The 19,968-nt window shown below is 62.4% G+C and carries 24 protein-coding genes; 10 read left to right on the forward strand and 14 right to left on the reverse strand.

Annotated features, from left to right (window positions below):
• Positions 1 to 10: 10 nt before the first annotated feature.
• Genes gmhB through glyQ form a run of 3 tightly spaced genes read right to left on the reverse strand, consistent with a single transcriptional unit; the run spans position 11 to position 3,582 of the window.
• Entirely contained in the window at positions 11 to 568 is a 558-nt protein-coding gene (gene gmhB / locus ASD07_RS11060) for a D-glycero-beta-D-manno-heptose 1,7-bisphosphate 7-phosphatase (RefSeq protein WP_055929439.1), read from the reverse strand.
• A 1-nt stretch (position 569) separates the two neighbouring features.
• Complete coding sequence (gene glyS, locus ASD07_RS11065; RefSeq protein ID WP_055929442.1) at positions 570 to 2,672, reverse strand: glycine--tRNA ligase subunit beta; 2,103 nt, start codon at positions 2,670 to 2,672, stop codon at positions 570 to 572.
• Positions 2,673 to 2,685: 13 nt separating this feature from the next.
• The gene (gene glyQ / locus ASD07_RS11070) at positions 2,686 to 3,582 is read right to left on the reverse strand and encodes a glycine--tRNA ligase subunit alpha (protein ID WP_055929444.1); all 897 of its coding nucleotides are present in this window, start codon (positions 3,580 to 3,582) and stop codon (positions 2,686 to 2,688) included.
• Between the two features lie 179 nt (positions 3,583 to 3,761).
• Here glyQ and ASD07_RS30780 point away from each other — a divergent pair, with 179 nt between their 5' ends.
• Positions 3,762 to 4,238: a hypothetical protein gene (locus ASD07_RS30780; protein WP_156397966.1), complete on the forward strand. Its 477-nt coding sequence runs from the start codon at positions 3,762 to 3,764 to the stop codon at positions 4,236 to 4,238.
• Between the two features lie 3 nt (positions 4,239 to 4,241).
• Positions 4,242 to 4,793 carry a hypothetical protein gene (locus tag ASD07_RS30785; RefSeq protein ID WP_055929450.1) on the forward strand — a complete coding sequence of 184 codons (552 nt, stop codon included), beginning with the start codon at positions 4,242 to 4,244 and terminating at the stop codon, positions 4,791 to 4,793.
• Here the strand turns inward: ASD07_RS30785 and lnt are convergent.
• Both lnt and ASD07_RS11090 read right to left on the reverse strand, forming a co-directional pair.
• Positions 4,790 to 6,328: an apolipoprotein N-acyltransferase gene (lnt, locus tag ASD07_RS11085; protein WP_055929453.1), complete on the reverse strand. Its 1,539-nt coding sequence runs from the start codon at positions 6,326 to 6,328 to the stop codon at positions 4,790 to 4,792. The genes ASD07_RS30785 and lnt overlap by 4 nt on opposite strands.
• The gene (locus ASD07_RS11090) at positions 6,328 to 7,206 is read right to left on the reverse strand and encodes an HlyC/CorC family transporter (protein ID WP_055929456.1); all 879 of its coding nucleotides are present in this window, start codon (positions 7,204 to 7,206) and stop codon (positions 6,328 to 6,330) included. The genes lnt and ASD07_RS11090 overlap by 1 nt, the downstream gene beginning before the upstream one ends.
• 85 nt (positions 7,207 to 7,291) lie before the next feature.
• Here ASD07_RS11090 and ASD07_RS11095 point away from each other — a divergent pair, with 85 nt between their 5' ends.
• Entirely contained in the window at positions 7,292 to 8,308 is a 1,017-nt protein-coding gene (locus tag ASD07_RS11095; protein ID WP_055929459.1) for a transporter, read from the forward strand.
• On the opposite strand, the gene ASD07_RS11100 is transcribed toward ASD07_RS11095, so the two are convergent.
• Positions 8,305 to 9,192, reverse strand: coding sequence for a LysR substrate-binding domain-containing protein (locus tag ASD07_RS11100; RefSeq protein ID WP_055929462.1), 888 nt, complete (start codon positions 9,190 to 9,192; stop codon positions 8,305 to 8,307). The two genes, ASD07_RS11095 and ASD07_RS11100, sit on opposite strands and share 4 nt — an antisense overlap.
• A gap of 92 nt (positions 9,193 to 9,284) precedes the next feature.
• On the opposite strand from ASD07_RS11100, the gene ASD07_RS11105 reads away from it, so the two are divergent.
• Positions 9,285 to 9,908: a LysE family translocator gene (locus ASD07_RS11105; RefSeq protein ID WP_055929465.1), complete on the forward strand. Its 624-nt coding sequence runs from the start codon at positions 9,285 to 9,287 to the stop codon at positions 9,906 to 9,908.
• Here the strand turns inward: ASD07_RS11105 and ybeY are convergent.
• The 3 genes from ybeY to miaB are packed head-to-tail and all read right to left on the reverse strand — an operon-like array spanning position 9,905 to position 12,745.
• Positions 9,905 to 10,363: an rRNA maturation RNase YbeY gene (ybeY, locus tag ASD07_RS11110; protein WP_055929468.1), complete on the reverse strand. Its 459-nt coding sequence runs from the start codon at positions 10,361 to 10,363 to the stop codon at positions 9,905 to 9,907. The genes ASD07_RS11105 and ybeY overlap by 4 nt on opposite strands.
• Positions 10,347 to 11,414 (reverse strand): PhoH family protein, encoded by a 1,068-nt coding sequence (locus ASD07_RS11115; RefSeq protein WP_055929471.1) that lies wholly within the window; start codon positions 11,412 to 11,414, stop codon positions 10,347 to 10,349. Before ASD07_RS11115 ends, ybeY begins: the two co-directional genes overlap by 17 nt.
• Positions 11,411 to 12,745: a tRNA (N6-isopentenyl adenosine(37)-C2)-methylthiotransferase MiaB gene (miaB, locus tag ASD07_RS11120; RefSeq protein ID WP_055929474.1), complete on the reverse strand. Its 1,335-nt coding sequence runs from the start codon at positions 12,743 to 12,745 to the stop codon at positions 11,411 to 11,413. Before miaB ends, ASD07_RS11115 begins: the two co-directional genes overlap by 4 nt.
• A gap of 94 nt (positions 12,746 to 12,839) precedes the next feature.
• Between miaB and ASD07_RS11125 the strand changes: the two genes are divergently transcribed.
• Entirely contained in the window at positions 12,840 to 13,145 is a 306-nt protein-coding gene (locus ASD07_RS11125) for a hypothetical protein (protein WP_055929477.1), read from the forward strand.
• A 204-nt stretch (positions 13,146 to 13,349) separates the two neighbouring features.
• Entirely contained in the window at positions 13,350 to 13,694 is a 345-nt protein-coding gene (locus ASD07_RS11130; RefSeq protein WP_055929479.1) for a hypothetical protein, read from the forward strand.
• Positions 13,695 to 13,707: 13 nt separating this feature from the next.
• On the opposite strand, the gene ASD07_RS11135 is transcribed toward ASD07_RS11130, so the two are convergent.
• Together ASD07_RS11135 and ASD07_RS11140 are read right to left on the reverse strand one after the other, a co-directional pair.
• Complete coding sequence (locus ASD07_RS11135; RefSeq protein WP_055929482.1) at positions 13,708 to 14,553, reverse strand: HDOD domain-containing protein; 846 nt, start codon at positions 14,551 to 14,553, stop codon at positions 13,708 to 13,710.
• Complete coding sequence (locus ASD07_RS11140) at positions 14,550 to 14,888, reverse strand: hypothetical protein (protein ID WP_055929485.1); 339 nt, start codon at positions 14,886 to 14,888, stop codon at positions 14,550 to 14,552. Before ASD07_RS11140 ends, ASD07_RS11135 begins: the two co-directional genes overlap by 4 nt.
• Positions 14,889 to 15,008: 120 nt before the next feature.
• On the opposite strand from ASD07_RS11140, the gene ASD07_RS11145 reads away from it, so the two are divergent.
• The 3 genes from ASD07_RS11145 to ASD07_RS31405 are packed head-to-tail and all read left to right on the forward strand — an operon-like array spanning position 15,009 to position 17,436.
• Entirely contained in the window at positions 15,009 to 16,604 is a 1,596-nt protein-coding gene (locus ASD07_RS11145) for a sensor histidine kinase (protein WP_055929488.1), read from the forward strand.
• Between the two features lie 53 nt (positions 16,605 to 16,657).
• The gene (locus tag ASD07_RS11150; protein WP_055929491.1) at positions 16,658 to 17,203 is read left to right on the forward strand and encodes a DUF1697 domain-containing protein; all 546 of its coding nucleotides are present in this window, start codon (positions 16,658 to 16,660) and stop codon (positions 17,201 to 17,203) included.
• Positions 17,204 to 17,262: 59 nt separating this feature from the next.
• Positions 17,263 to 17,436, forward strand: a complete 174-nt coding sequence (locus ASD07_RS31405; RefSeq protein WP_200953788.1) for a hypothetical protein — start codon at positions 17,263 to 17,265, stop codon at positions 17,434 to 17,436.
• On the opposite strand, the gene ASD07_RS11155 is transcribed toward ASD07_RS31405, so the two are convergent.
• Positions 17,431 to 17,640, reverse strand: a complete 210-nt coding sequence (locus tag ASD07_RS11155) for a 4-oxalocrotonate tautomerase family protein (RefSeq protein WP_055929494.1) — start codon at positions 17,638 to 17,640, stop codon at positions 17,431 to 17,433. The genes ASD07_RS31405 and ASD07_RS11155 overlap by 6 nt on opposite strands.
• Before the next feature lie 15 nt (positions 17,641 to 17,655).
• The gene (locus ASD07_RS11160; RefSeq protein WP_055929497.1) at positions 17,656 to 18,387 is read right to left on the reverse strand and encodes an SDR family NAD(P)-dependent oxidoreductase; all 732 of its coding nucleotides are present in this window, start codon (positions 18,385 to 18,387) and stop codon (positions 17,656 to 17,658) included.
• Between the two features lie 101 nt (positions 18,388 to 18,488).
• Between ASD07_RS11160 and ASD07_RS11165 the strand changes: the two genes are divergently transcribed.
• Positions 18,489 to 19,388: a LysR family transcriptional regulator gene (locus ASD07_RS11165; protein ID WP_055929500.1), complete on the forward strand. Its 900-nt coding sequence runs from the start codon at positions 18,489 to 18,491 to the stop codon at positions 19,386 to 19,388.
• Here the strand turns inward: ASD07_RS11165 and ASD07_RS11170 are convergent.
• Positions 19,385 to 19,933, reverse strand: a complete 549-nt coding sequence (locus ASD07_RS11170; RefSeq protein ID WP_055929503.1) for an ABATE domain-containing protein — start codon at positions 19,931 to 19,933, stop codon at positions 19,385 to 19,387. The genes ASD07_RS11165 and ASD07_RS11170 overlap by 4 nt on opposite strands.
• Positions 19,934 to 19,968 lie beyond the last annotated feature (35 nt).

A 19,968-nucleotide genomic window follows, 5' to 3' on the forward strand; every position in this document is an offset into this window, starting at 1 on the left:
CGGTCTCCAATCAATTGGTCTTAAGTATATGGTCTACGGTGGCAGCCAGGTCAGCGAAGATTTGCGTGCCTGGCGGCAGGCCGCCCGTAGCATTGGTCTTCTCGCCTTTGCCTGTCAACACCAGGAACGGCACGCAGCCGCTGATGAACCCTGCCTGCAGGTCGCGCAGCGAATCACCCACAGTCGGCACGCCTTTCAGGCTGATCTCGAAGCGCTTCGAAATTTCCGTGAACATGCCAGGCTTTGGCTTGCGGCAGTCGCAATTGTCGGCCGCCGCGTGCGGGCAGAAGAAGATGGCGTCGATGTCGGCGCCAACCTGCTGCGCCAGCCGGTGCATCTTCTGGTGGATCGCATTCAGGGTGTTGATGTCGAAATACTGGCGGGCGATGCCCGACTGGTTCGATGCAATCACCACACGATAGCCCGCCTGGTTCAGGCGGGCTATCGCTTCCAGCGAGCCGGGGATGGGAATCCACTCGTCCGGCGACTTGATGAAGTCGGGCGAATCGTGGTTGATCACGCCATCCCGGTCCAGGATGATCAGCTTGGTCGGCTGGCTCTGTGGCATATCAGGCCGCCAGCTTGGAAATATCGGCGACGCGGTTCATCATGCCGTGCAGGGAAGACAGCAGCGCCAGGCGGTTGTTGCGCAGGGCGATGTCTTCGGCCATGACCATCACGTCGTTGAAGAAGGCATCGACTTCTTCCTTCAGCTGCGCCAATGTCTTGAGCGTGGCGCTGAAGTCGCCCTTGGCCCACGCCGCATCGACTTCCGGAGCCACGCGGCCCATGGCGGCGTGCAGGGCCTTCTCGGCTGCGTCCTGCAGCAGTTCGGCCTTGACGGTGCCCGCCTGCGCCAGCGCTTCCTCGTTCTTCTTCAGGATGTTGGTGATGCGCTTGTTGGCGCCGGCCAGCGAGACAGATTCCGGCAGGGCGGCGAAGGCTTGCACGGCCTCCAGGCGCTGCACGATGTCGTCCAGGCGGTCGGGGTTCTGCGCTACCACGGCTTCGATCTCGTTGACGCTGAAGCCGCGTTCGCGCAGCATGCCGCGCAGGCGGTCCAGCATGAAGGCGCTGACTTCGGCGCTTGGATCCTTGAAGTTCGGCACGGCTGCGAATTGCGCGACGGCCTCGCCCAGCAGCGCGGAGATAGGCAGCGGCAGGCGCTTTTCCACCAGCATGCGCAGCACGCCCAGCGCGTGGCGGCGCAGCGCGAACGGGTCCTTGTCGCCGGTTGGCTGCAGGCCGATGGCCCAGATGCCGACCAGGGTTTCAACTTTGTCGGCCAGCGCCACGGCGGTGCCGGTGGCGGTGGACGGCAGGCTGTCGCCGGCGAAGCGCGGCTGGTAGTGTTCGGAGGCGGCCAGCGCGACTTCTTCGTGCTCGCCGTCGTGGCGTGCGTAGTAAGTGCCCATGATGCCTTGCAGCTCAGGGAATTCGCCCACCATATCGGTCAGCAGGTCGGCCTTGGACAGGCGCGCGGCGCGTTCGGCCAGCGCCTTGTCGCCGCCCAGGCGGCCAGCGATGGCGGCGGCCAGCGAGGTGACGCGTTCGGAGCGTTCGGCCTGGGTGCCCAGCTTGTTGTGGTACACCACGTTCTTCAGCAGCGGCAGGCGCGATTCCAGCGACTTCTTCTTGTCCTGCTCGAAGAAGAACTTGGCGTCGGACAGGCGCGGGCGCACCACGCGTTCGTTGCCGCCGATGATGGCGGCCGGGGTGTCGGTAGCAATGTTCGACACGATCAGGAAGCGCGAGCGCAGCTTGCCGCTGGCGTCGGTCAGGGCGAAGTATTTCTGGTTGGTCTGCATGGTGAGGATCAGGCATTCCTGCGGCACGGCCAGGAATTCTTCCTCGAAGTGGCACTCGTACACGACCGGCCACTCGACCAGGGACGACACTTCTTCCAGCAGCGCTTCCGGCATCAGCACCTGGTCGGCGCCAGCCTTGGCCAGCAGCGCGCTGCGGATTGCTTCCTTGCGCGCTTCAAAGCCTGCAACGACCTTGCCGGCGCAGGCCAGGGTGGACGCATAGGTTTCGGCGTTGGCAACGGTGATCTCGCGCTTGCCAGGTTCGGTCAGGAAGCGGTGGCCTTCGGTCTTGTTGGCTGCAGTCAGGCCCAGCAGGGTCAGTGGGAGCACGGTGGCGCCATGCAGGGCAATCAGCGCGTGGACCGGCCGCACGAACTGCACGGTCTCGCCGTCCGGACGCTGGTAGCTCATGACCTTAGGGATAGGCAGCTTGGCGATGGTCTCTTCCAGCGCTGCCTGTGCACCGGTTTGCAGGGCGGAGCCGGCGGCCAGTTTGGTGTAGAAGAAGCTTTCGGCCTTGCCGTCCTGGGCGCGTTCCATGTCGGCCACGGCGATGTGGGCCAGGCCCATGCCGGCCAGCTTCTTGGTCAGCGGCGCAGTAGGGTTGCCGTCGGCGTCAAGCGCGATGGCGACCGGCAGGATCTTTTCGCGCACTTGCTTGTCCGGCGAGGTGGCGCGCACCTTGGTGATCGACACCGCCAGGCGGCGTGGAGTGGCGTAGGTGGTGGCGACGCTGTCTTCTTCCAGGAAGTCGCGCGCTTTCAGGCCGTTGACGATGCCAGCGGCGAAAGCGGCGCCCAGCTTGGACAGGGCTTTCGGCGGCAGTTCTTCGGTCAGCAGTTCGATGAGCAGGGTCTGATTCATGTTCGGTATTGTTTTATTTGGCGACCATAGGGAAGCCGAGGCGTTCGCGGGACTCGTAGTAGGCCTGGGCCACCATGCGCGACAGGGTGCGCACGCGGCCGATATAGGCGGCGCGCTCGGTCACGGAAATGGCGCCGCGGGCGTCCAGCATATTGAAGCTGTGCGAGGCTTTCATGATCTGCTCGTAGGCGGGCAGCACCAGTTGCAGCTCGATCAGGCGCTTGGCTTCCGATTCGTGGTTGGCGAATTGCGCGAACAGCAGGTCGGTGTTGGCGTGCTCGAAGTTGTAGGTCGATTGTTCCACTTCGTTCTGGTGGAAGACGTCGCCGTATTTCAGCTGCTTCTTCTCCCCATTCTCTTCCCACTCGGTCCACACCAGGTCGTAAACGTTTTCCACGCCTTGCAGGTACATGGCCAGGCGCTCGACGCCGTAAGTGATTTCGCCCAGTACAGGTTTGCAGTCGAGGCCGCCGACTTGCTGGAAGTAGGTAAACTGGGTAACTTCCATGCCGTTCAGCCAGACTTCCCAGCCCAGGCCCCAGGCGCCCAGGGTCGGGCTTTCCCAGTCGTCTTCCACGAAGCGCACATCGTTCTGCTTCAGGTCCAGGCCCAGCGCGGCCAGGGAACCCAGGTACAGGTCCAGGATGTTTTCCGGGGCCGGCTTCAGCACGACCTGGTACTGGTAGTAGTGCTGCAGGCGGTTCGGGTTTTCGCCGTAGCGGCCGTCTTTCGGGCGGCGCGATGGCTGGACATAAGCGGCGCGCCAAGGCTCAGGGCCAATTGCACGCAGGAAAGTACCGGTGTGGAAGGTGCCCGCGCCGACTTCCATGTCGTATGGCTGGAGCAATGCGCAGCCCTGCTTGTCCCAGTAGGATTGCAGGGTCAGGATAATTTGTTGAAATGTCAGCATCGTGGTCGTTGGTGGCGCCCTGGGCGCGAGCGTTATCGGTTCGCTAAAACGGCTCATTTTAGCGGTTTTTGCGGCGAACCTGTAGAGTTTTGCCCGGGCTGCGGGGCGTTTGATCGATATCAAAGCCAGTGCGCGCCACCTGAACCGATGCACGGCCGGTTAGTCCAAGCGCCATGGACATGCCAAACGCCGACTACGACTCGGCCTGGAAGCAGGCGATCGAGCTCTACTGGCCTGATTTCACTGAACTTTTCCTGCTTGAAGAGTGGGGATGCCGTCCCGCGCCCGAGAGCCAGGACCAGGAACTTGCCAAATGCTCGCGCGATAGCAATCTGGGCCTTTTCCGGGTCGACAAGCTGTTGCGAGCGCCCGGTGTGGATGGGCAGCCATACCTGTGGCATATCGAAATCCAGGCTGCCCGCCAGCGCGGGTTCGCGCAGCGCATGTTTGTTTGCCAATACCGTTTATATGAGCATTTTCAATTGCCGATGCGCAGTATCGCAATCCTGGGTGACCATAGCCCGACCTGGCGGCCATGCCGGTTTGAACTTGCCGCCGGCAACACCCGCACCACGTTCGACTTCGAGACCATCAAGTTACGGGACTTTGAAGACCGCCTGGCGGAGCTCCTGCTCAGTGACAACGTTTTTGCATAGCTGGTGGTGGCGCATCTGTTCACCCTGCGTACTCGCAAGGAACCTTTAGAGCGTGCGATTGTCAAAGCAAAACTGCTGACGGGACTGCGTACATGTGGTTGGACGCGCAAGAAGTCCAGGGACGTGTTCGACCTGATTGAGAGGATGATGACACTGCCAGCATTCCTGCAGGCTGAGCTGGAAGCACAGCAGCAAATTTTCGACGGGAGGCTGGAAATGGCTTGGAAATATCTATGGCAAGAGCGCGCTGAACAGCGTGGAATGGAACGGGGTGAAGCAAGGGGGGAGGCAATTGGAAAAGCGAGGGGGGAGGCAATTGGCGAAGCGAGGGGGGAGGCACGCGGTGAGGCGCGCGGTGAAGCACGCGGCGAAGTTCGAGGCGAAGCACGTGGTCGACTGGAGTCGATGCGAAGCATGATCTACGCCCAACTTGAGCTGCGGTTCGGGCAGCTCGACGCGGACGCACGTCAAAAAGTGATGAATGCTTCGCCGGATGAGCTACAGCGTTGGTGCCTGGCGGTAGTGACCGCCAGGACCATTGACGAGGTCTTTTAGCTGCGCAGCTTGCGCGACCACAGCCAGGCGGCGGCGATGGACAAGCCGGCGAGGGCGAGGAGCAGCTTGTTCTGCAGCCTGATGTAAGGCGTGTCGCCGGACATGCCTTGCACCGTTGCGCTGAGGACACCTGGCGTGCGGTAGGGCAGGGAGTGCGCAATTTCGCCGCGCGGAGAGATCACGACCGTTGCGCCGCTGTTGGTGGCGCTCAGCATTGGGCGGCCGGTCTCCAGCGAACGCATTTGCGACATCTGCAAATGCTGCGGGATGGCGATCGATTCGCCGTACCAGGCCAGCTCGGATACGTTCAGCATCACGGTCGCACCGGTCAGCGAAATCTGTTCCGCGATCTCTTCGCCGAACACATTCTCATAGCAGATGTTTGGCAGCACCTTCTGGTCTTTCACCGGGAACGGGGCCTGGATTACTGCGCCGCGCGTCTGATCGCCGAGAGGAATCTGCATCAGGTTGGTGAACCAGCGGAAGCCGGTCGGGATGAATTCGCCGAACGGCACCAGGTGGTGCTTGTCGTAGCGATAAGTGCTGGCTGCCAGCGTTGGCGACAGGCCCAGCACGCTGTTCGAATATTCCACCCCATTCGTCATGGGAATACCCAGCGCGATGTGGCTGCCGGTGCGGCGCGCAAACTGGCCGTAGGAATCCAGGTAGCCCGGCGGCAGTTGCGAGGCAAACAGCGGCACGCCCGTTTCGGGAATCGCGATCAGGTCGGCCGGTGTTGCCGTTACCTGCTGCTGGTACATGCGCAGGATATCGCCGAGATGCTTGATATCGAACTTGTTCTGCAGCGCGACGTTGCCCTGAACCAGGCGCACCGACAGCGCTTTGCCGGATGGCACGGTCCATTCGATCCGCCCCAGCACAAAGCCGCCGAGCCAGATGGCCGCTACCAGGCCTATCGCCTTGTAGCGGAAAGGATGCATCATTAGCGGCAGGGCGCCCGCTGTCATGGCTGCCAGCCAGCTGATACCGTATACGCCCAGTACAGGTGCATAGCCAGCCAGCGGCGAAGTATTGTGGGCGTAGCCAGCGGTGACCCAAGGGAAACCTGTAAACAGCCAGCCGCGCAGGAATTCAAACAAAGCCCAGCACGCCGGCAGTACCAGCAGCGCCGCAGCAGGCAGCGGCAGCGGCCAACGCTTGCGCAGCCAGGCAGTAGCAGCCATGGCGCCCGACGTATACAGGGCCATTGCCGCCGCCAACAGGGCGATCGAAATCGCGGCGAGCGGCGCGGGCATGCCGCCAAAGTCGTGAATGGCGATGTACAGCCAGTGGAAACCAGCCAGGCACCAGCCGAAACCGAAAGCCCAGCCCACCAGGGCGGAAGCGCGCACGCCGTCGGCACGCAAGGCCTGGTACACCAGCACCGCCAGGGAAAGGACCTGCAGCGGCCACCAGCCGAACGGCGCAAACGCAAACACCCCAACCGCGCCGGCGATGGCGGCGATCAGCATGCGGCTACGGGTAGAGCGGGGCGGGGCAGGCGGTTCGCCTGCCTTGGTCTTACGCCAGCGCATTAGTCCTGCTCGTCCAGGGAGGCAGGCAGTTTTTCAACCGTCAGCACATGGACCTGGCGCGCATCGGCGCGCAGCACTTCAAAACGCAGGTTGGCGATGTCAAAGGTATCGCCCTTATGCGGCATGCGGCCCAGGTGCTTGGCCACCAGGCCGCCGATGGTGTCGACATCCTCGTCGAGCAGGCCGGTATCCAGTTCTTCGTTGAACTGTTCCAGCTCGGTCAGCGCCTTGACGCGCCAGCGCGGGCCGATCTTGCCTTCCTTGATGGAGAGGATATTGTCTTCTTCTTCGTCGAAGTCGTATTCATCTTCGATATCGCCGACGATCTGCTCCAGCACATCCTCGATGGTGATCAGGCCGGCCACGCCGGAGTACTCATCGACCACGATGGCCATGTGATTGTGGTTGGCGCGGAAATCGCGCAGCAGCACATTCAGGCGCTTCGATTCCGGGATGAAGATCGCCGGGCGCAGCATGTCGCGCACGTCGAACGATTCTTCCGCGTAGTAGCGCAGCAAGTCCTTGGCCAGCAGGATGCCGACCACCTTGTCGCGCTCGCCTTCGATGGCAGGGAAGCGCGAGTGGGCCGTTTCCAGCACCAGCGGGATCCATTCTTCGATTGGCTTGGTGATATCGATGACATCCATCTGCGAGCGCGGGATCATGATGTCGCGTGCCGACAAGTCGGACACCTGGAACACGCCTTCGATCATCGACAATGCGTCGGCGTCGATCAGGTTGCGTTCATGAGCGTCGTGCAGGACTTCAAGCAGCTCCGAGCGGCTCTCGGGCTCAGGGGAAATCAGGGCGGTGAGTCGCTCGAACAGCGACCGGTGTGGTTTAGCGTCATTCCTGACGCTACTAGAGTGCTCTTGCATAATTGGCATTAAAGCCGTCGTTCCGAAGTGCTATAGCATACACTAAACAGCCGAGCCACGGCCGAAATTATCAGATTGGAAACTCATGCAGATCAGTGCAGTCACCTATGGATCCGACCAGTGCGGCCTGGTTTGCGGTTACCTGTTCGGGCGTGGCCCGCAGCCGGTGCCGATCGAAGCCTCCGAGGCCGAACACTGGCTGCGCGAACCCGGCAATCCACCCGGTGAATTTCTCTGGCTGCATTTCAACCTTGCCAACACCGCCAGCGAAAAATGGATGCGCGAGCATGCCGTGCTGGCCAATGAATACTACGACAGCCTGCACGAAGAGGGCGCGCGTTCGACCCGTATCGAGCAGGCCGACGATACCCTGGTGGCGGTAGTGAATGATGTGTTGCGGGATTTCAGTTTCGAGCCCTCGGATATCTCCAGCGTCTGCCTGAGCGTCGACCGGCGGCTGGTGGTAAGCGCCCGGCGCAAGCCCTTGCAGGCGGTGGAGCGCTTGCGGCAGGCGGTGCGCAGCGGCGAAAACCTGGTGTCGAGCGTCGTGCTGCTGACCCACCTGCTGCGCGACCAGGCTGACGTGCTGACCCGCATCGTGCGCGACGCGACCGGCAAGGTGGACCGGATCGAAGACAACCTCCTGTCGGGCAGGCTGAAATTCAAGCGCGCCGACCTGGGTGCCCTGCGGCGTGTGCTGGTGCGGCTGCAACGGTTGCTGGCGCCGGAACCGGCCGCCCTGTTCCGCCTTTTGCAACGGCCGCCGTCGTGGGCCGGCGAAGCCGATCGCCAGGAGTTGCGCGAGTCAACCGAGGAATTTGCGGTGGTGCTGAACGACATGGCCGCGCTGCAGGAGCGCATCAAGTTGCTGCAGGAAGAGATTGCCGCGCTGGCCGGCGAGGCCAATAACCGCAGCCTGTATGTGCTGACCATCGTGACCGTGCTGGCGCTGCCGATCAATATCATTGCCGGCCTGCTGGGCATGAATGTCGGCGGCGTCCCGCTGGCCGACGACAAGGCCGGCTTCTGGATCATCGCCGGCATCGTGGCCATATTTACCGTGGTGGCTGGCGCCTGGCTGTTCCGCCAACGTAACAATTAGCCGGCGTTGCCGCGCTCCTTCAGCCACTGCGTAAAGGTCGCCACGCGCGGCGAGGCGCGCCGGCGGCCCACGGCAAACGAATAAGTACCGCTATCGATACAGGCCGGAACGAGGCGCTGCAGCGCACCGCCTTCCACCATTGCCGCAACGAAGATTTCCGGCACCACCAGCACTCCTATTCCCTGTACAGCGGCCTGGATGGCAAGGATGGTGTTATCGAAGCCGATGGTCGGCGCCAATGCGCTGCTATCCATGCCGTGCGCCTGGTTCCAGCCTGGCCACAGGTCGGGCCGGGAAAGCACACCGATGCGCGGCGACTTGGCCAGCCAGCGCAAATCTTGCCGCTCGCGCAGGGTGGCGCCCTTTGCGAAGGCTGGACTCGACACCAGGATGCAGCGCTCGTGCATGAAGACCTCGGATGGCAGTCCACGCAGTTCTGCCGCATTGCGCCGCAGGAAAACATCGACCGGTGCAGAAGGATTGATGGCGCCATCGGTGGTGCGCAAATCGACGTGGATGTGCGGGTATCGTTGCCGGAAGCCCGGCAGTTGCGGAATCAGCCAGTGCATCGCCAGCGTCACGCTGGTATCGACCAGGATGGACGCTTGGCTGGACCGGCCGCCGCCGGGTTGCAGCAGGTCGACGATCCCGGCCATCTTGCCCGCCGCCTGCTCGTGCAGCTGCCGGCCGGCAGCTGTGAGCGTGGCGGAATTGCCGGCCGCACGTTCGAACAGTACTTGCCGGAGGTGTTCTTCCAGCGCCTGCACCTGGCGGCTGACGGCGCCCGGTGTCAGGTGCAGGGCTTGCGCCGCCTGGCGGAAGCCGCCTTCGCGCACGACGATGCAGAAAACGTGGAGTGCGTTGAGGGGCGGGCGGACAGTCATCGATAGCTCGGCGAAGTGGTGTTGAGAAATACTCAACGCATCATACCAAGTTCTCGTTTGAATGCCTGGCGGGCAAGCCGCACACTGTGCGCATGAATAATACTTATTGGATGTTCGTGGCCATGGTGGTCTTCACCGTGTCCAGCCCGGGGCCCGGCGTTCTGATGACGCTGGACAACGCCATCGCAAGCGGCTGGCGCGCGGCCATGCATGGAGTGCTGGGCCTGGCCATCGGCGCCGCGATCATGGCCGGATTGTCAGCGGCCGGCATCGGGCTGCTGGTTCGCTCCTGGCCGACCCTGTTCCTGCTGCTGAAATATGGCGGCGTTGGTTATCTTTTCTACCTCGCCTACAGGACCTGGCAACGTGAACCAGCGCCGATCGGCGCGGCCGGCGCTTCGCCTGCGAAGGGCTATGGCAGGCGAATGCTGCGCGGTGCGTTACTGCAGGCGAGCAATCCGAAATCGCTATTGTTCTTCCTGTCGGTCCTGCCGCAAGTTGCCGGCGCCACGGGGACGGCGCGACAGCAGGTGCCAGTGGCATTGGCCATTGCCACCTACTGCATGGGGCTGCTGGTTATCCACGGTATCTATGCGGGGCTGGCTTCAAAGGCCAGGGCCTGGCTCAGCCGGCGGAGCGCAGCGCGCACCATGTCGCGCCTGAGCGCCCTGGTGTTTTGCGCCTTCGGCGCGACCATGCTGTCGCTGCAGATTTAGTACGGGTCGGCGTACCCGAGGCCGGTGACGATTTCGGTTTCGATGCCTTCCATCTCGGCCGCTTCCTCGTCGTCCTCGTGGTCGTAGCCCTGGGCGTGCAGCACGCCGTGCACGATCAGGTGGGCGGTGTGTTCTGCCACGGACTTCTTTTGCTCGGCCGCTTCGCGCTGCAGCACGTCGGTGCACAGGATGATGTCGGCGCGGGTCGGTTCGTCCTCGGCCACTTCCTCGCCCTCGTTGTAGGCGAAGGTCAGCACATTGGTGGCGTAATCCTTGCCCCGGTAATCGCGGTTCAGTTCCTGGCCTTCGGCCGCATCGACAAAGCGGATGGTCAGTTCGGCCGGCGCGAACAAGGCCGCCTTGACCCATTTGCGGATCATCGGGCGGGTGATTTCTTCCTGCAGGCGCGGGTCGGCGTATTGGACGGACAGGGCCAGCTTATTTTTTTCGGACATTGCGCACAGCTTTCACAGCGGGTTTGACGGTTTGCAGCAGGGGCGCGATTTCGGCGCTGGCTTCCTGCGCGCTTTCATAGGCATCGACAATGCGCGCCACCAGCGGATGGCGCACCACGTCGGCGCTGGAGAACTGGCTGAAGGCGATGCCGCGCACATTGCGCAGCACGTGCATGGCGTCGACCAGGCCCGATTTCTGGTGCTTCGCCAGGTCGACCTGGGTGACGTCGCCCGTTACCACGGCCTTGCTGCCGAAGCCGATACGGGTCAGGAACATCTTCATCTGTTCCACCGTGGTGTTCTGCGCCTCGTCCAGGATGACGAAGGCGTGGTTCAGCGTGCGGCCGCGCATGTATGCCAGCGGCGCGATCTCGATCACCTGTTTCTCGAACATCTTCTGGGTGCGGTCGAAACCAAGCAAGTCGTACAGCGCGTCGTACAGAGGGCGCAGGTACGGGTCGACCTTCTGGGCGAGGTCGCCCGGCAGGAAACCCAGGCGTTCGCCTGCTTCCACCGCGGGGCGGGTCAGGATGATGCGCTTGACCGCGTCGCGCTCCAGCGCGTCGACGGCGCAAGCGACTGCCAGGTAAGTCTTGCCGGTACCGGCCGGACCGACGCCGAAGCTGATGTCGTGATCGAGGATGTTGCGCAGGTAGCGGATCTGGTGCGGCGTACGGCCGCGCAAGTCGTTGCGGCGCGTCTTCAGCAGCGGGCTGGTGATGTCCGGTTCGTGGAAGGGGGGCTCTTCGCCGGTTGGGGCGTAATCGTCCTGCGCTTCGCTGGCGCGCTGTTCGACCAGGGCCAGCTGCACTTCCTCCACCGGTACTACCTTGTCGGCGACTTCATAGAAGCGCTCGAGGATGGCGACTGCACGTTCGGCATTGGTGCCGCTGACGATGAACTTCTCGCCGCGGCGGAAAATGGTCACGTCCAGCGCCGCGGAAATCTGGCGCAGGTTTTCGTCGAGCGGGCCGCACAGATGGGCCAGGCGCGTGTTGTCCAGTGGTTCTGGAACGAAGTAGTGCGGTTGCACAGGGGTTTTAGTTTTCAAAGGTTCGCTTCTCCGCGCAGGGAGTAATCCATACTTTCAATGATGCGCACGCTGACCATTTGGCCGACCAGGGCTTGCGCATTGGCGCCGCCGTCGAAGTGGACGGTGCGGGTATTGCTGGCGCGGCCCTGCATCTCGCTGCCGCCGCGCCTGGATGGGCCTTCCACCAGCACTTGCATGGTCATGCCGACCATGGCGGCGCTGTGGCGCTTGGTGTTTTCATCAAACAGGGCTTGCAGGCGCTGCAGGCGGGCCGACTTGACTTCGGCCGCGGTGTCGTCGGCCAGGTTGGCGGCCGGGGTGCCGGGGCGCTTGCTGTAGATGAAGCTGAAACTGTTGTCGAAATCGACGTCCTGCACCAGCTTGAACATCGCCTCGAAATCCTCGTCCGTCTCGCCGGGGAAGCCGACGATGAAGTCCGACGAAATCACCACGTTCGGTCGCACCGCGCGCACCTTGCGGATAATGGACTTGTATTCCAGCGCAGTGTAGCCGCGCTTCATGGCGCCCAGGATCTTGTCCGAGCCATGCTGGGCCGGCAGGTAGAGCTGGTCGGCCAGTTGCGGGATCCTCGCGTAGCAGTCGATCAGGCGCTGCGTGAATTCCTTCGGATGGCTGGTGACGAAGCGGATCCGTTCAATGCCCGGGATTTCGGCCACGTATTCGATCAGCATGGCGAAATCGGCGATGCTGCCGTCGGCGGTTTCGCCGCGGAAGGCATTCACGTTCTGGCCCAGCAGCATGACTTCCTTTACGCCCTGCGCCGCCAGGCCGGCCACTTCGGTCAGCACGTCCTCGAAACGGCGCGACACTTCCTCGCCGCGGGTGTAGGGCACCACGCAGTAGGAGCAGTACTTGGAGCAGCCTTCCATGATCGAGACATAGGCGAAGGCGCCTTCCACGCGTGCCGGCGGCAGGTGGTCGAACTTCTCGATCTCGGGGAAACTGATGTCGATCTGCGGCTTGCCGGACTGGCGGCGCAATTCGATCATCTTGGGCAGGCGGTGCAGGGTCTGCGGGCCGAACACCACGTCCACCAGCGGCGCGCGCTTGACGATGGCTTCGCCCTCCTGCGAGGCGACGCAGCCGCCCACGCCGATGACCAGTTCAGGCTTGGCTTGCTTGAGTTTCTTGAAGGTGCCCAGGTCCGAAAACACCTTTTCCTGCGCCTTTTCGCGCACGGAACAAGTGTTGAGGAGGATAACGTCGGCGTCTTCGGGGGATTCGGTACGTACCAGTCCCTCGGACGCGCCGAGCAGGTCTGCCATCTTGTCCGAGTCGTACTCGTTCATCTGGCAGCCGAAGGTTTTAATGAAGACTTTTTTCTGCATACCCACAAGTTTACCGTAAATCGCCACCTCGCCCTTGAAATAAGGCCGCGCGGGTCCTAGAGTTAAAAAAGCAATTTTCTGCGGGAGCTACGTCATGGCTATCAATGGAATAGGACCGACCACCCCGAATTTCCAGCAGGTCGATAACGCCGCCGCCGAGCGCCGGCTGACCGAACAGCGCCAGTTGCAGCAGGAAGAGCAGCGCATCCGCGAACAGCAGGCTGCGCGAACCGAGCAAATCAGCACCCGCCGTGAAGAAACCCGTGCCCTGGAACAATCCCAGTCGGCCCAGCAGCAAGACTTCCTGACACGCCAGCAGCTATTGGCGCAAAACGCCCAGGCCGGGCGCACGGTGCCGGGCACGCCGGCACCCGGCAGCATTATTTCCGTTACAGCCTGAAATATCCGCGCAACACAATTTCCGTGTGGTTCTTTCGTGCGACACAGGAATAATGACTGTGTTGAAATGGCATTGTTGTCAAGATTTTCGGCAAATCATCGCCAAGTCTTGATGTTGAACAAGGTTAGCTTCGCAGAGCAGCATGAGAATTTAGCAAGACTGCAAGCACTTTCCTCAACACTCCACTGTCAAGAGAGGATCATCATGGCACACCACGCTCTCGCTTCGCAGGAAAGCTACAACCCGAACCACCTGCTGGACATCCTGCTCGGCAAAATGCAATTGAAGAACGATGCTGCGCTTTCGCGCATGCTGGAAGTTGCTCCACCCGTAATCAGTAAAATCCGTCACCACCGTTTGCCGGTCGGCGCTTCGCTGCTGATCCGTATGCATGAAGTGACAGGCATGAGCATCCGCGAACTGCGTGACTTGATGGGCGACCGCCGCACCAAGTACCGCCTGTCGGATGCCCAGGGCCGCCCGAAACCGGAAGACAAGCCAGTCGGCGCGTCGACCCAGGGCGGCATGCCGCAAGCCAGCGCGCATTGAGCGTGCCGGTGCCTTAAGCCATCAGCACCAATGCAATTTCTTCATATTGCAGTTCCGTTTCGCGGAACAGGTGCAGGAAAGTGTCTTCGCCCAGGTTGAGCGCTTTCCAGGCAATCGGGGAGACGGACGGCACCAGGTCGTCCGGTTTCCGCACCAGGTCCAGCGCATGCACCACCGCGTCGGCCACGTGCACGATCGCTGCCAGGAAGCCGGCGCCCGGCTTCCCGGGCTCGTGGTGGCCGGCAATCGCCAGCCGCATCGTGTCTGAAAAATTCCAGTGCTCCGCCAACGCCAGGCCGGCTTCGACGTGGTCGATGCCGAGCACGGCGCGTTCCGCCTCCAGCGTATAGCAATCGTGCTGCTTCTGGTAGGCGATGACCTCCGCATACAAGTCCGGGAACGTCGACACCAGTACCAGGCGGCCGATATCGTGCAGCAGGCCTGCCGTGAATGCATAGTCCTGGTTGAATCGCACGTGGCGTGCCAGCACCTTGGCGCAGGCAGCTGTCGCAATCGAATGGCGCCAGAACATGCTATGGTCGAAGCCAGGGCACAGCTTGCCGGCGAAGCAGCCGGTGACGGCAGCTGCCGTAATCAGGTTGCGCGTACTCTGGAAGCCAAGGAAGGTAATCGCTTGCTGGATCGTGGTGACTTTGACCTGCAGCCCGAACAGCGAGGAATTGGCCAGGCGCAGCGTTTTGGCCGTCAGGGCCTGGTCATGTGAAACCTTCTTGGCCAGCACCGCGATGTCGATGTCCTCCTGGTCCACGCTATTCAGCAATTCCATCACCACTACCGGCAGCGATGGCAGGTCGTCCAGGTTCTTCACCACGTCGTCATAACTGAGCTGCTCGCTCATGCAGCCTCCTTGCCGACGCGAAATTCGGTGACCAGGGCGCGCAGCGCATTGGCCGCGGAATCTTCGGCATTGGCCGGATCGTGGCGGCGGAACAGCACTTCGATGCGCGCCAGGTGGGCTGCACGTTCGGCGGCCGCCTGGGCCGGATCGGGCGCCGTGTCGTCGACCACGGCCAGCGATTCGATGCCATGGTCCGGCAAGCGCGCCAGCATCCGTTCGGTCAGCACGGTACCTGCCGGCAGCAGGACCTGGCCGTGCGTGTCCAGCAATTCATCGGAAAGCACCATTCCAGGCTCGGCTTTGGCCAAAGGCAGGTGGCGGTAAGTCGCCGTCATTTTTTTATCTCCAACATAAGCATGCCAAATCTTACATCAGTGACGGAAAGGCATCACCCTTAAAATCTTGCCAAGCGACACCGCTTCCCTTACATTGGTGGGAATATGGGGAGGGAGTGAATGTTTGGTATCCAAGGCCGGCTGACTGCACTGTTCGTTGTGATCGTCACCGTTGTGCTGGGCATTTCCGGCACTTACGCACAGTACAGCCTGGGTCACGAACTGGAAGTAGCCAACCAGCGCCTGCGCGAAGGCGTGCTGACCCGTTTGCAAACCAGCTTGCCCTCCGCGCTGTGGGACCTCGACAAGGCCAAGGTCGACAATATCGTGGCGGCCGAGATGCTGCCGCCGGAACTGGTGGCGATCCGCGTCTACGATACTTCGGTCGGCCTGTTCTCCGGCAAGCGCCGCAAGGATGACGGCAGCATCGTCCCCATCGAATCCGAAACGACCGTGCAGGGGGCCCCGGTGGTGGCCGACCTGGCGTACCGCGATGCCGGCGCCGCCGGCAGTGCATTGAAGCCGGTGATTGTCGGCCGCGTGGTGGTGAATTTCAGCCGGGCCCAGATCGATGCCACGCTGGCCGCCGAGGTGCGGCGCAAGGTGGTGGAAGTGCTGACCCTGGACCTGATCCTGGTGGTGGCGCTGGCGCTGTCCTTGCGCATCGTGTTCGACCCTTTGAAGAAGTTGCGCGACGGTTTGTTCGAACTGGCGACGCGCGGCTCCGACGAAGTGGAGGAGCTGCCGGAAAAGCGCAGCGATGAACTGGGCGACGTGATCCGCGGCTTCAATGCCATCCAGCGCAAGGTGAAATCGATTATCAAGCGCACGCGCGAAGCGGAGGACCTGGCGCGCCGCTCGGCGCAGGAAACGGCGCAGGCGCTGGACGACCTGCGGCGCACGCAGGAATCGCTGCTGCAGGCCGAGCGCCTGGCCTCGCTCGGCTCCCTGGTGGCGGGGGTGGCGCATGAAATCAATACGCCGGTCGGGATCGCCCTGACCAGCGCCTCGGTGCTGATGGATGCCACCACGGCCGTCGACGAGTCGATGAAGGCCGGCCAGGTCAGGAAGTCGGAGATCCAGAAGTACATCGACACGGCCGGCGAAAGCGCGCGCCTGATCATGAACAATGCTTACCGCGCAGCACACCTGATCCACAGCTTCAAGCAGATCGCAGTCGACCAGGTCAGCGAAGCGCGGCGCCGTTTCGAGCTGAAGGAGTACATCGGCGAGGTGGTGTCGAGCCTGCAACCCAAGCTGAAGAAAACCCGCATCGTGGTCGCGATCAACTGCCCGGATGACATCATGCTGGACAGCTATCCCGGCGCCCTGGCACAGGTTATCACCAACCTCACGCTGAACTGTGTCGAACATGCCTTCGAGCCGGACGGCGCGGGCAATATCGATATCAACGTCATTCCCGAAGGCGACGCCATCGAGATGCAGGTAGTCGACAACGGCAAAGGTATCGCCCCCGATATGCTGGACAAGGTGTTCGACCCCTTCGTCACTACCCGGCGCGGGCAGGGCGGTACCGGCCTTGGCCTGAACATTGTCTTCAACCTGATCGTCAAGCAGTTCGGCGGCACCATTTCCGTTTCCAGTACGCTGGGCAAGGGCGCCAGCTTTGTGCTGCGCATTCCGCGTGTGACACCCGGCGGCGAGAACGAAGACAAACATCCCGACGCCCCGCTGCACGCCCGGCCCGTGAGCTGAGCGCCGCCACTGCAGTTTCTGCCGCATACTGAAGCCATGCAGGGAGAAACCTTATGGATAAGCAGCGCTTGATCGCCTTGCTGCGCGGCATAAATGTCGGACGCGCAAAACGCGTTGCGATGGCCGACTTGCGCAAGGTGCTGAGCGATATGGGATACAGCGACGTGCGCACGCTGCTCAACAGTGGCAATGTGGTGTTCGATTGCGACACGGCCGATGCTGCCGACAGCGCCCTGCACATCGAGGAAGCGCTGGTCTTGAAGCTCGGCGTTCCCGCCAAAGTCACCGTGATCGAGGCTGCCCAGTTGGCTGAGATCGTCAAGGAAAACAGCCTGCAGCACGTGGCCGATGACCATTCGCGCTTGCTGGTGGCTGTGCTCAATAAACCCGAAGAAGACCGCAGCAAGCTGGAACCGCTGGCGCGGCAGCGCTGGCAGCCGGAAGCGTTCGCGCTGGGACGCCATGCTGCGTATATCTGGTGCCCGGATGGGGTGCTGGCCAGCCGCGCTGCCGCCGCCATGGGCAAGGCACTGGGCGATGCGGTCACTTCACGCAACTGGAGCACGATCAGCAAATTGCACGCGATGGCAAATAATTAGTTGTCCGCCGTCGCGTTGAGCGTCTAAAATCGCTTATCCATGATTTTGTCAGACGCACAATGAAGATTAATGATTCGATAAGAGGGGCCCTGATTCTCGGTGGCGTCGTCCTGGCCCTGGTAATCGGCGGCTTCGCTGTGGCCGACAATGGCTGGCAGAAGGTCAGCTGCATTGGCCGCGCCATTGTCGGTGGTGTCGCCTTCAGCAATATCCACAGCGTTTGCGGCTTATGACTGGCGCGCGCGCCGTTCGGTCACCGTTTCATATCCCACTCCCCAGCTATCGGTCTCCACTTCGTCGATGATGACGAAGGTGGTCGCCGGGTCTTTGTCCAGCACCTCCTGCAGCATGCGGGTGGTGCGGACAATCAGTTCCTTCTTCTGTTCCCTGGTCGGGCCGCCTTGTTCTCGGGTGACTTTGATGTTCACATAGGGCATGTCATTCTCCTTTGATTACCAGTTGCCGGCTGCGGCGCCGTCGTCGACGGTCAGCACATGGCCGGAGATGAAGGTCGAGTCGGTCAGGTAGAGCACCGCGTCGGCGATGTCTTCGGCGGTGCCCATCTTGTGGGTCGGCACCAGGCCTTTCAGGAATTCCTGGGTGCCGGCATCCGGGCTATGCAGCGGGGTGCTGATGATGCCGGGCGCCACGGCATTGACCTTGATGTTCTTGCTGGCCACTTCCAATGCCAGGGCGCGGGTCGCCATATTCAGGCCGCCTTTGATCAGGACAGGCAGCAGGGCGGTCGCCTTGGCTGGCGTCACGCCCAGGCTGGCAGTGATGTTGACGATATGGCCACCGCCATTGGCCTCCATATGGCGCACCGCTTCCTGCGCCGGGAACAAGAAGCCCTTCAGGTTGGTCGCCACCAGGGCGTCGGTCTCGGCTTCGGTGTAGTCGACCGTCGGCTTGGCGATGAAGATGCCGGCGTTATTTACCAGGATGTCGACCTTGCCGAAACGTGCAGCCGCTTTTTCGAACAATTCCCTGGCCGTCTGCGGCGAGGCGATATCGCCAGCCACCGGCAGGAAATTGGACGGATTGCCCAGTTGGGCCGCTGCGGTTTGCAGACGGTCCATGGTGCGGGCATTGCCGACCACGTTGTAGCCGCGGGCCAGGTAGGCCTTGGCGATGGCGAAACCGAGGCCGCTGGAAGCGCCGGTGATGATGGCTGTCTTAGTCATTTGAAACTCCTTGAGTTGGGTTACGGTGAGTCCACTATACTTATGACGTTCAGGCGGATAAATATGGCTTTCGGTAATTGACTTGATACATGGGGTAATGAATGCGGCGCCATTTCGACGATATGCAGTTGGGCAGTATCGAGTTGTTCGTGCTGGCGGCGGAGCAGGGCAGCTTCACTGCCGCGGCGGCGCTGGCAGGCGTGACGCCGGCGGCGGTGAGCCGTTCGATTTCGCGCCTGGAGGAGCGGCTCGGTGTGCGGCTGTTTGTGCGCACGACGCGCCAGATCCGCCTGACCGATGGCGGCAAAGTGTATTTCGAGCAGTGCCGGCAGGCGCTGTCGCAATTGGTGGAGGCTGAGCGCGAAGTGACGGGGCAGCAGGCCGCGCCATCGGGCAAGCTGCGTATCAGCGTACCGACGCCGTATGCGCATTACCGTTTGCTGGAACGTGTGGCTGCGTTCCGCGTGCAGTTTCCGGAGGTGCAGGTCGAAATCCACGTCAGCAACCGGAATATCGACTTTGCCGAAGAGGGCTATGACCTGGCGGTGCGCGGCCGCGCGCCGCAGGACTCAACCCTGATCGCGCGCAAGCTGGAAGATGCGGCCCTGGTGCTGGTGGCATCGCCGTCTTACCTGAAGCGGCGCGGCATGCCCAGATCGTTGGAGGAGCTTGCAGACCATGAATGCATCCAGTTCGTGCTGCCCAGCACGGGACGCCTGATTCCCTGGCAGTTCATGCGCGACGGCGCGCAGATCGAGCTGGCGGGGAGCGACGCCATCGTGTGTGCGGAAGACTTCCTCGGCATGGGGACGCTGGCGGTGCATGGCGGCGGCATAGCGCAGACCTATCGCTTTGCCGTGGAGCGCGAACTGGCCAGCGGGGTGCTGGTCGAACTGCTGCCGCAGCATGGCGGCTGCTCGCGGCCTTTTTACTTGATCTACCCGCACGCACGCCACCTGTCGCTGCGCGTGCGCAGCTTCGTCGAGTTCGTCCTGCGCTAGCTTTCGTGCTGGCGCTGGCGGAAAGCAGCGACCTTGTTGCGGTTGCCGCACAGCGCCATGCTGCACCAGCGGCGGCGGTGCGATTTGGTGCGGTCCAGGAACCACAGCGTGCAGGCGTGGTCTTCGCATTTGCGCACCAGCTTGAAGTCGGCCGTCGCCAGCAGCTGCGCTGCCGCCTCGGCTAATGGCGCCAGCAGCTGCTGCGGCGTGCCGGCAGCGTAGCGGGCCTGCAGCGACAGCCCATTCCCACTTTCTGCTACCAGCGCCATGTGGCGTTCGGCGTGCGCCAGCGCTGCATTCAACGCCGCGACGTCGACCCGCTCGCCGGCCTTGCGGGCTGCCACGGCAGTGCGGACGGTTTCTCGCAGCGCGCGTGCCGCCGCCAGCAACTCGCCGGGGTTGCCGGGCGCGCCGCCTTGCGCCGTAACCTGTCCGGCCGCCGCCAGCCATGCCATGACATCGGCATCGCCATGCCAGGTTTCCTCGCCGTGCACCACGGTATTCATCAGATCCAGTGCGGGATGGTCGCCATAAAACTCGATCATTTTCCTGTCCTCCTGGTTTTATTGTAACCATCAAA

Origin of the sequence: Duganella sp. Root336D2 (genome assembly GCF_001425005.1) — a bacterium.
Classification (GTDB): domain Bacteria; phylum Pseudomonadota; class Gammaproteobacteria; order Burkholderiales; family Burkholderiaceae_D; genus Rugamonas.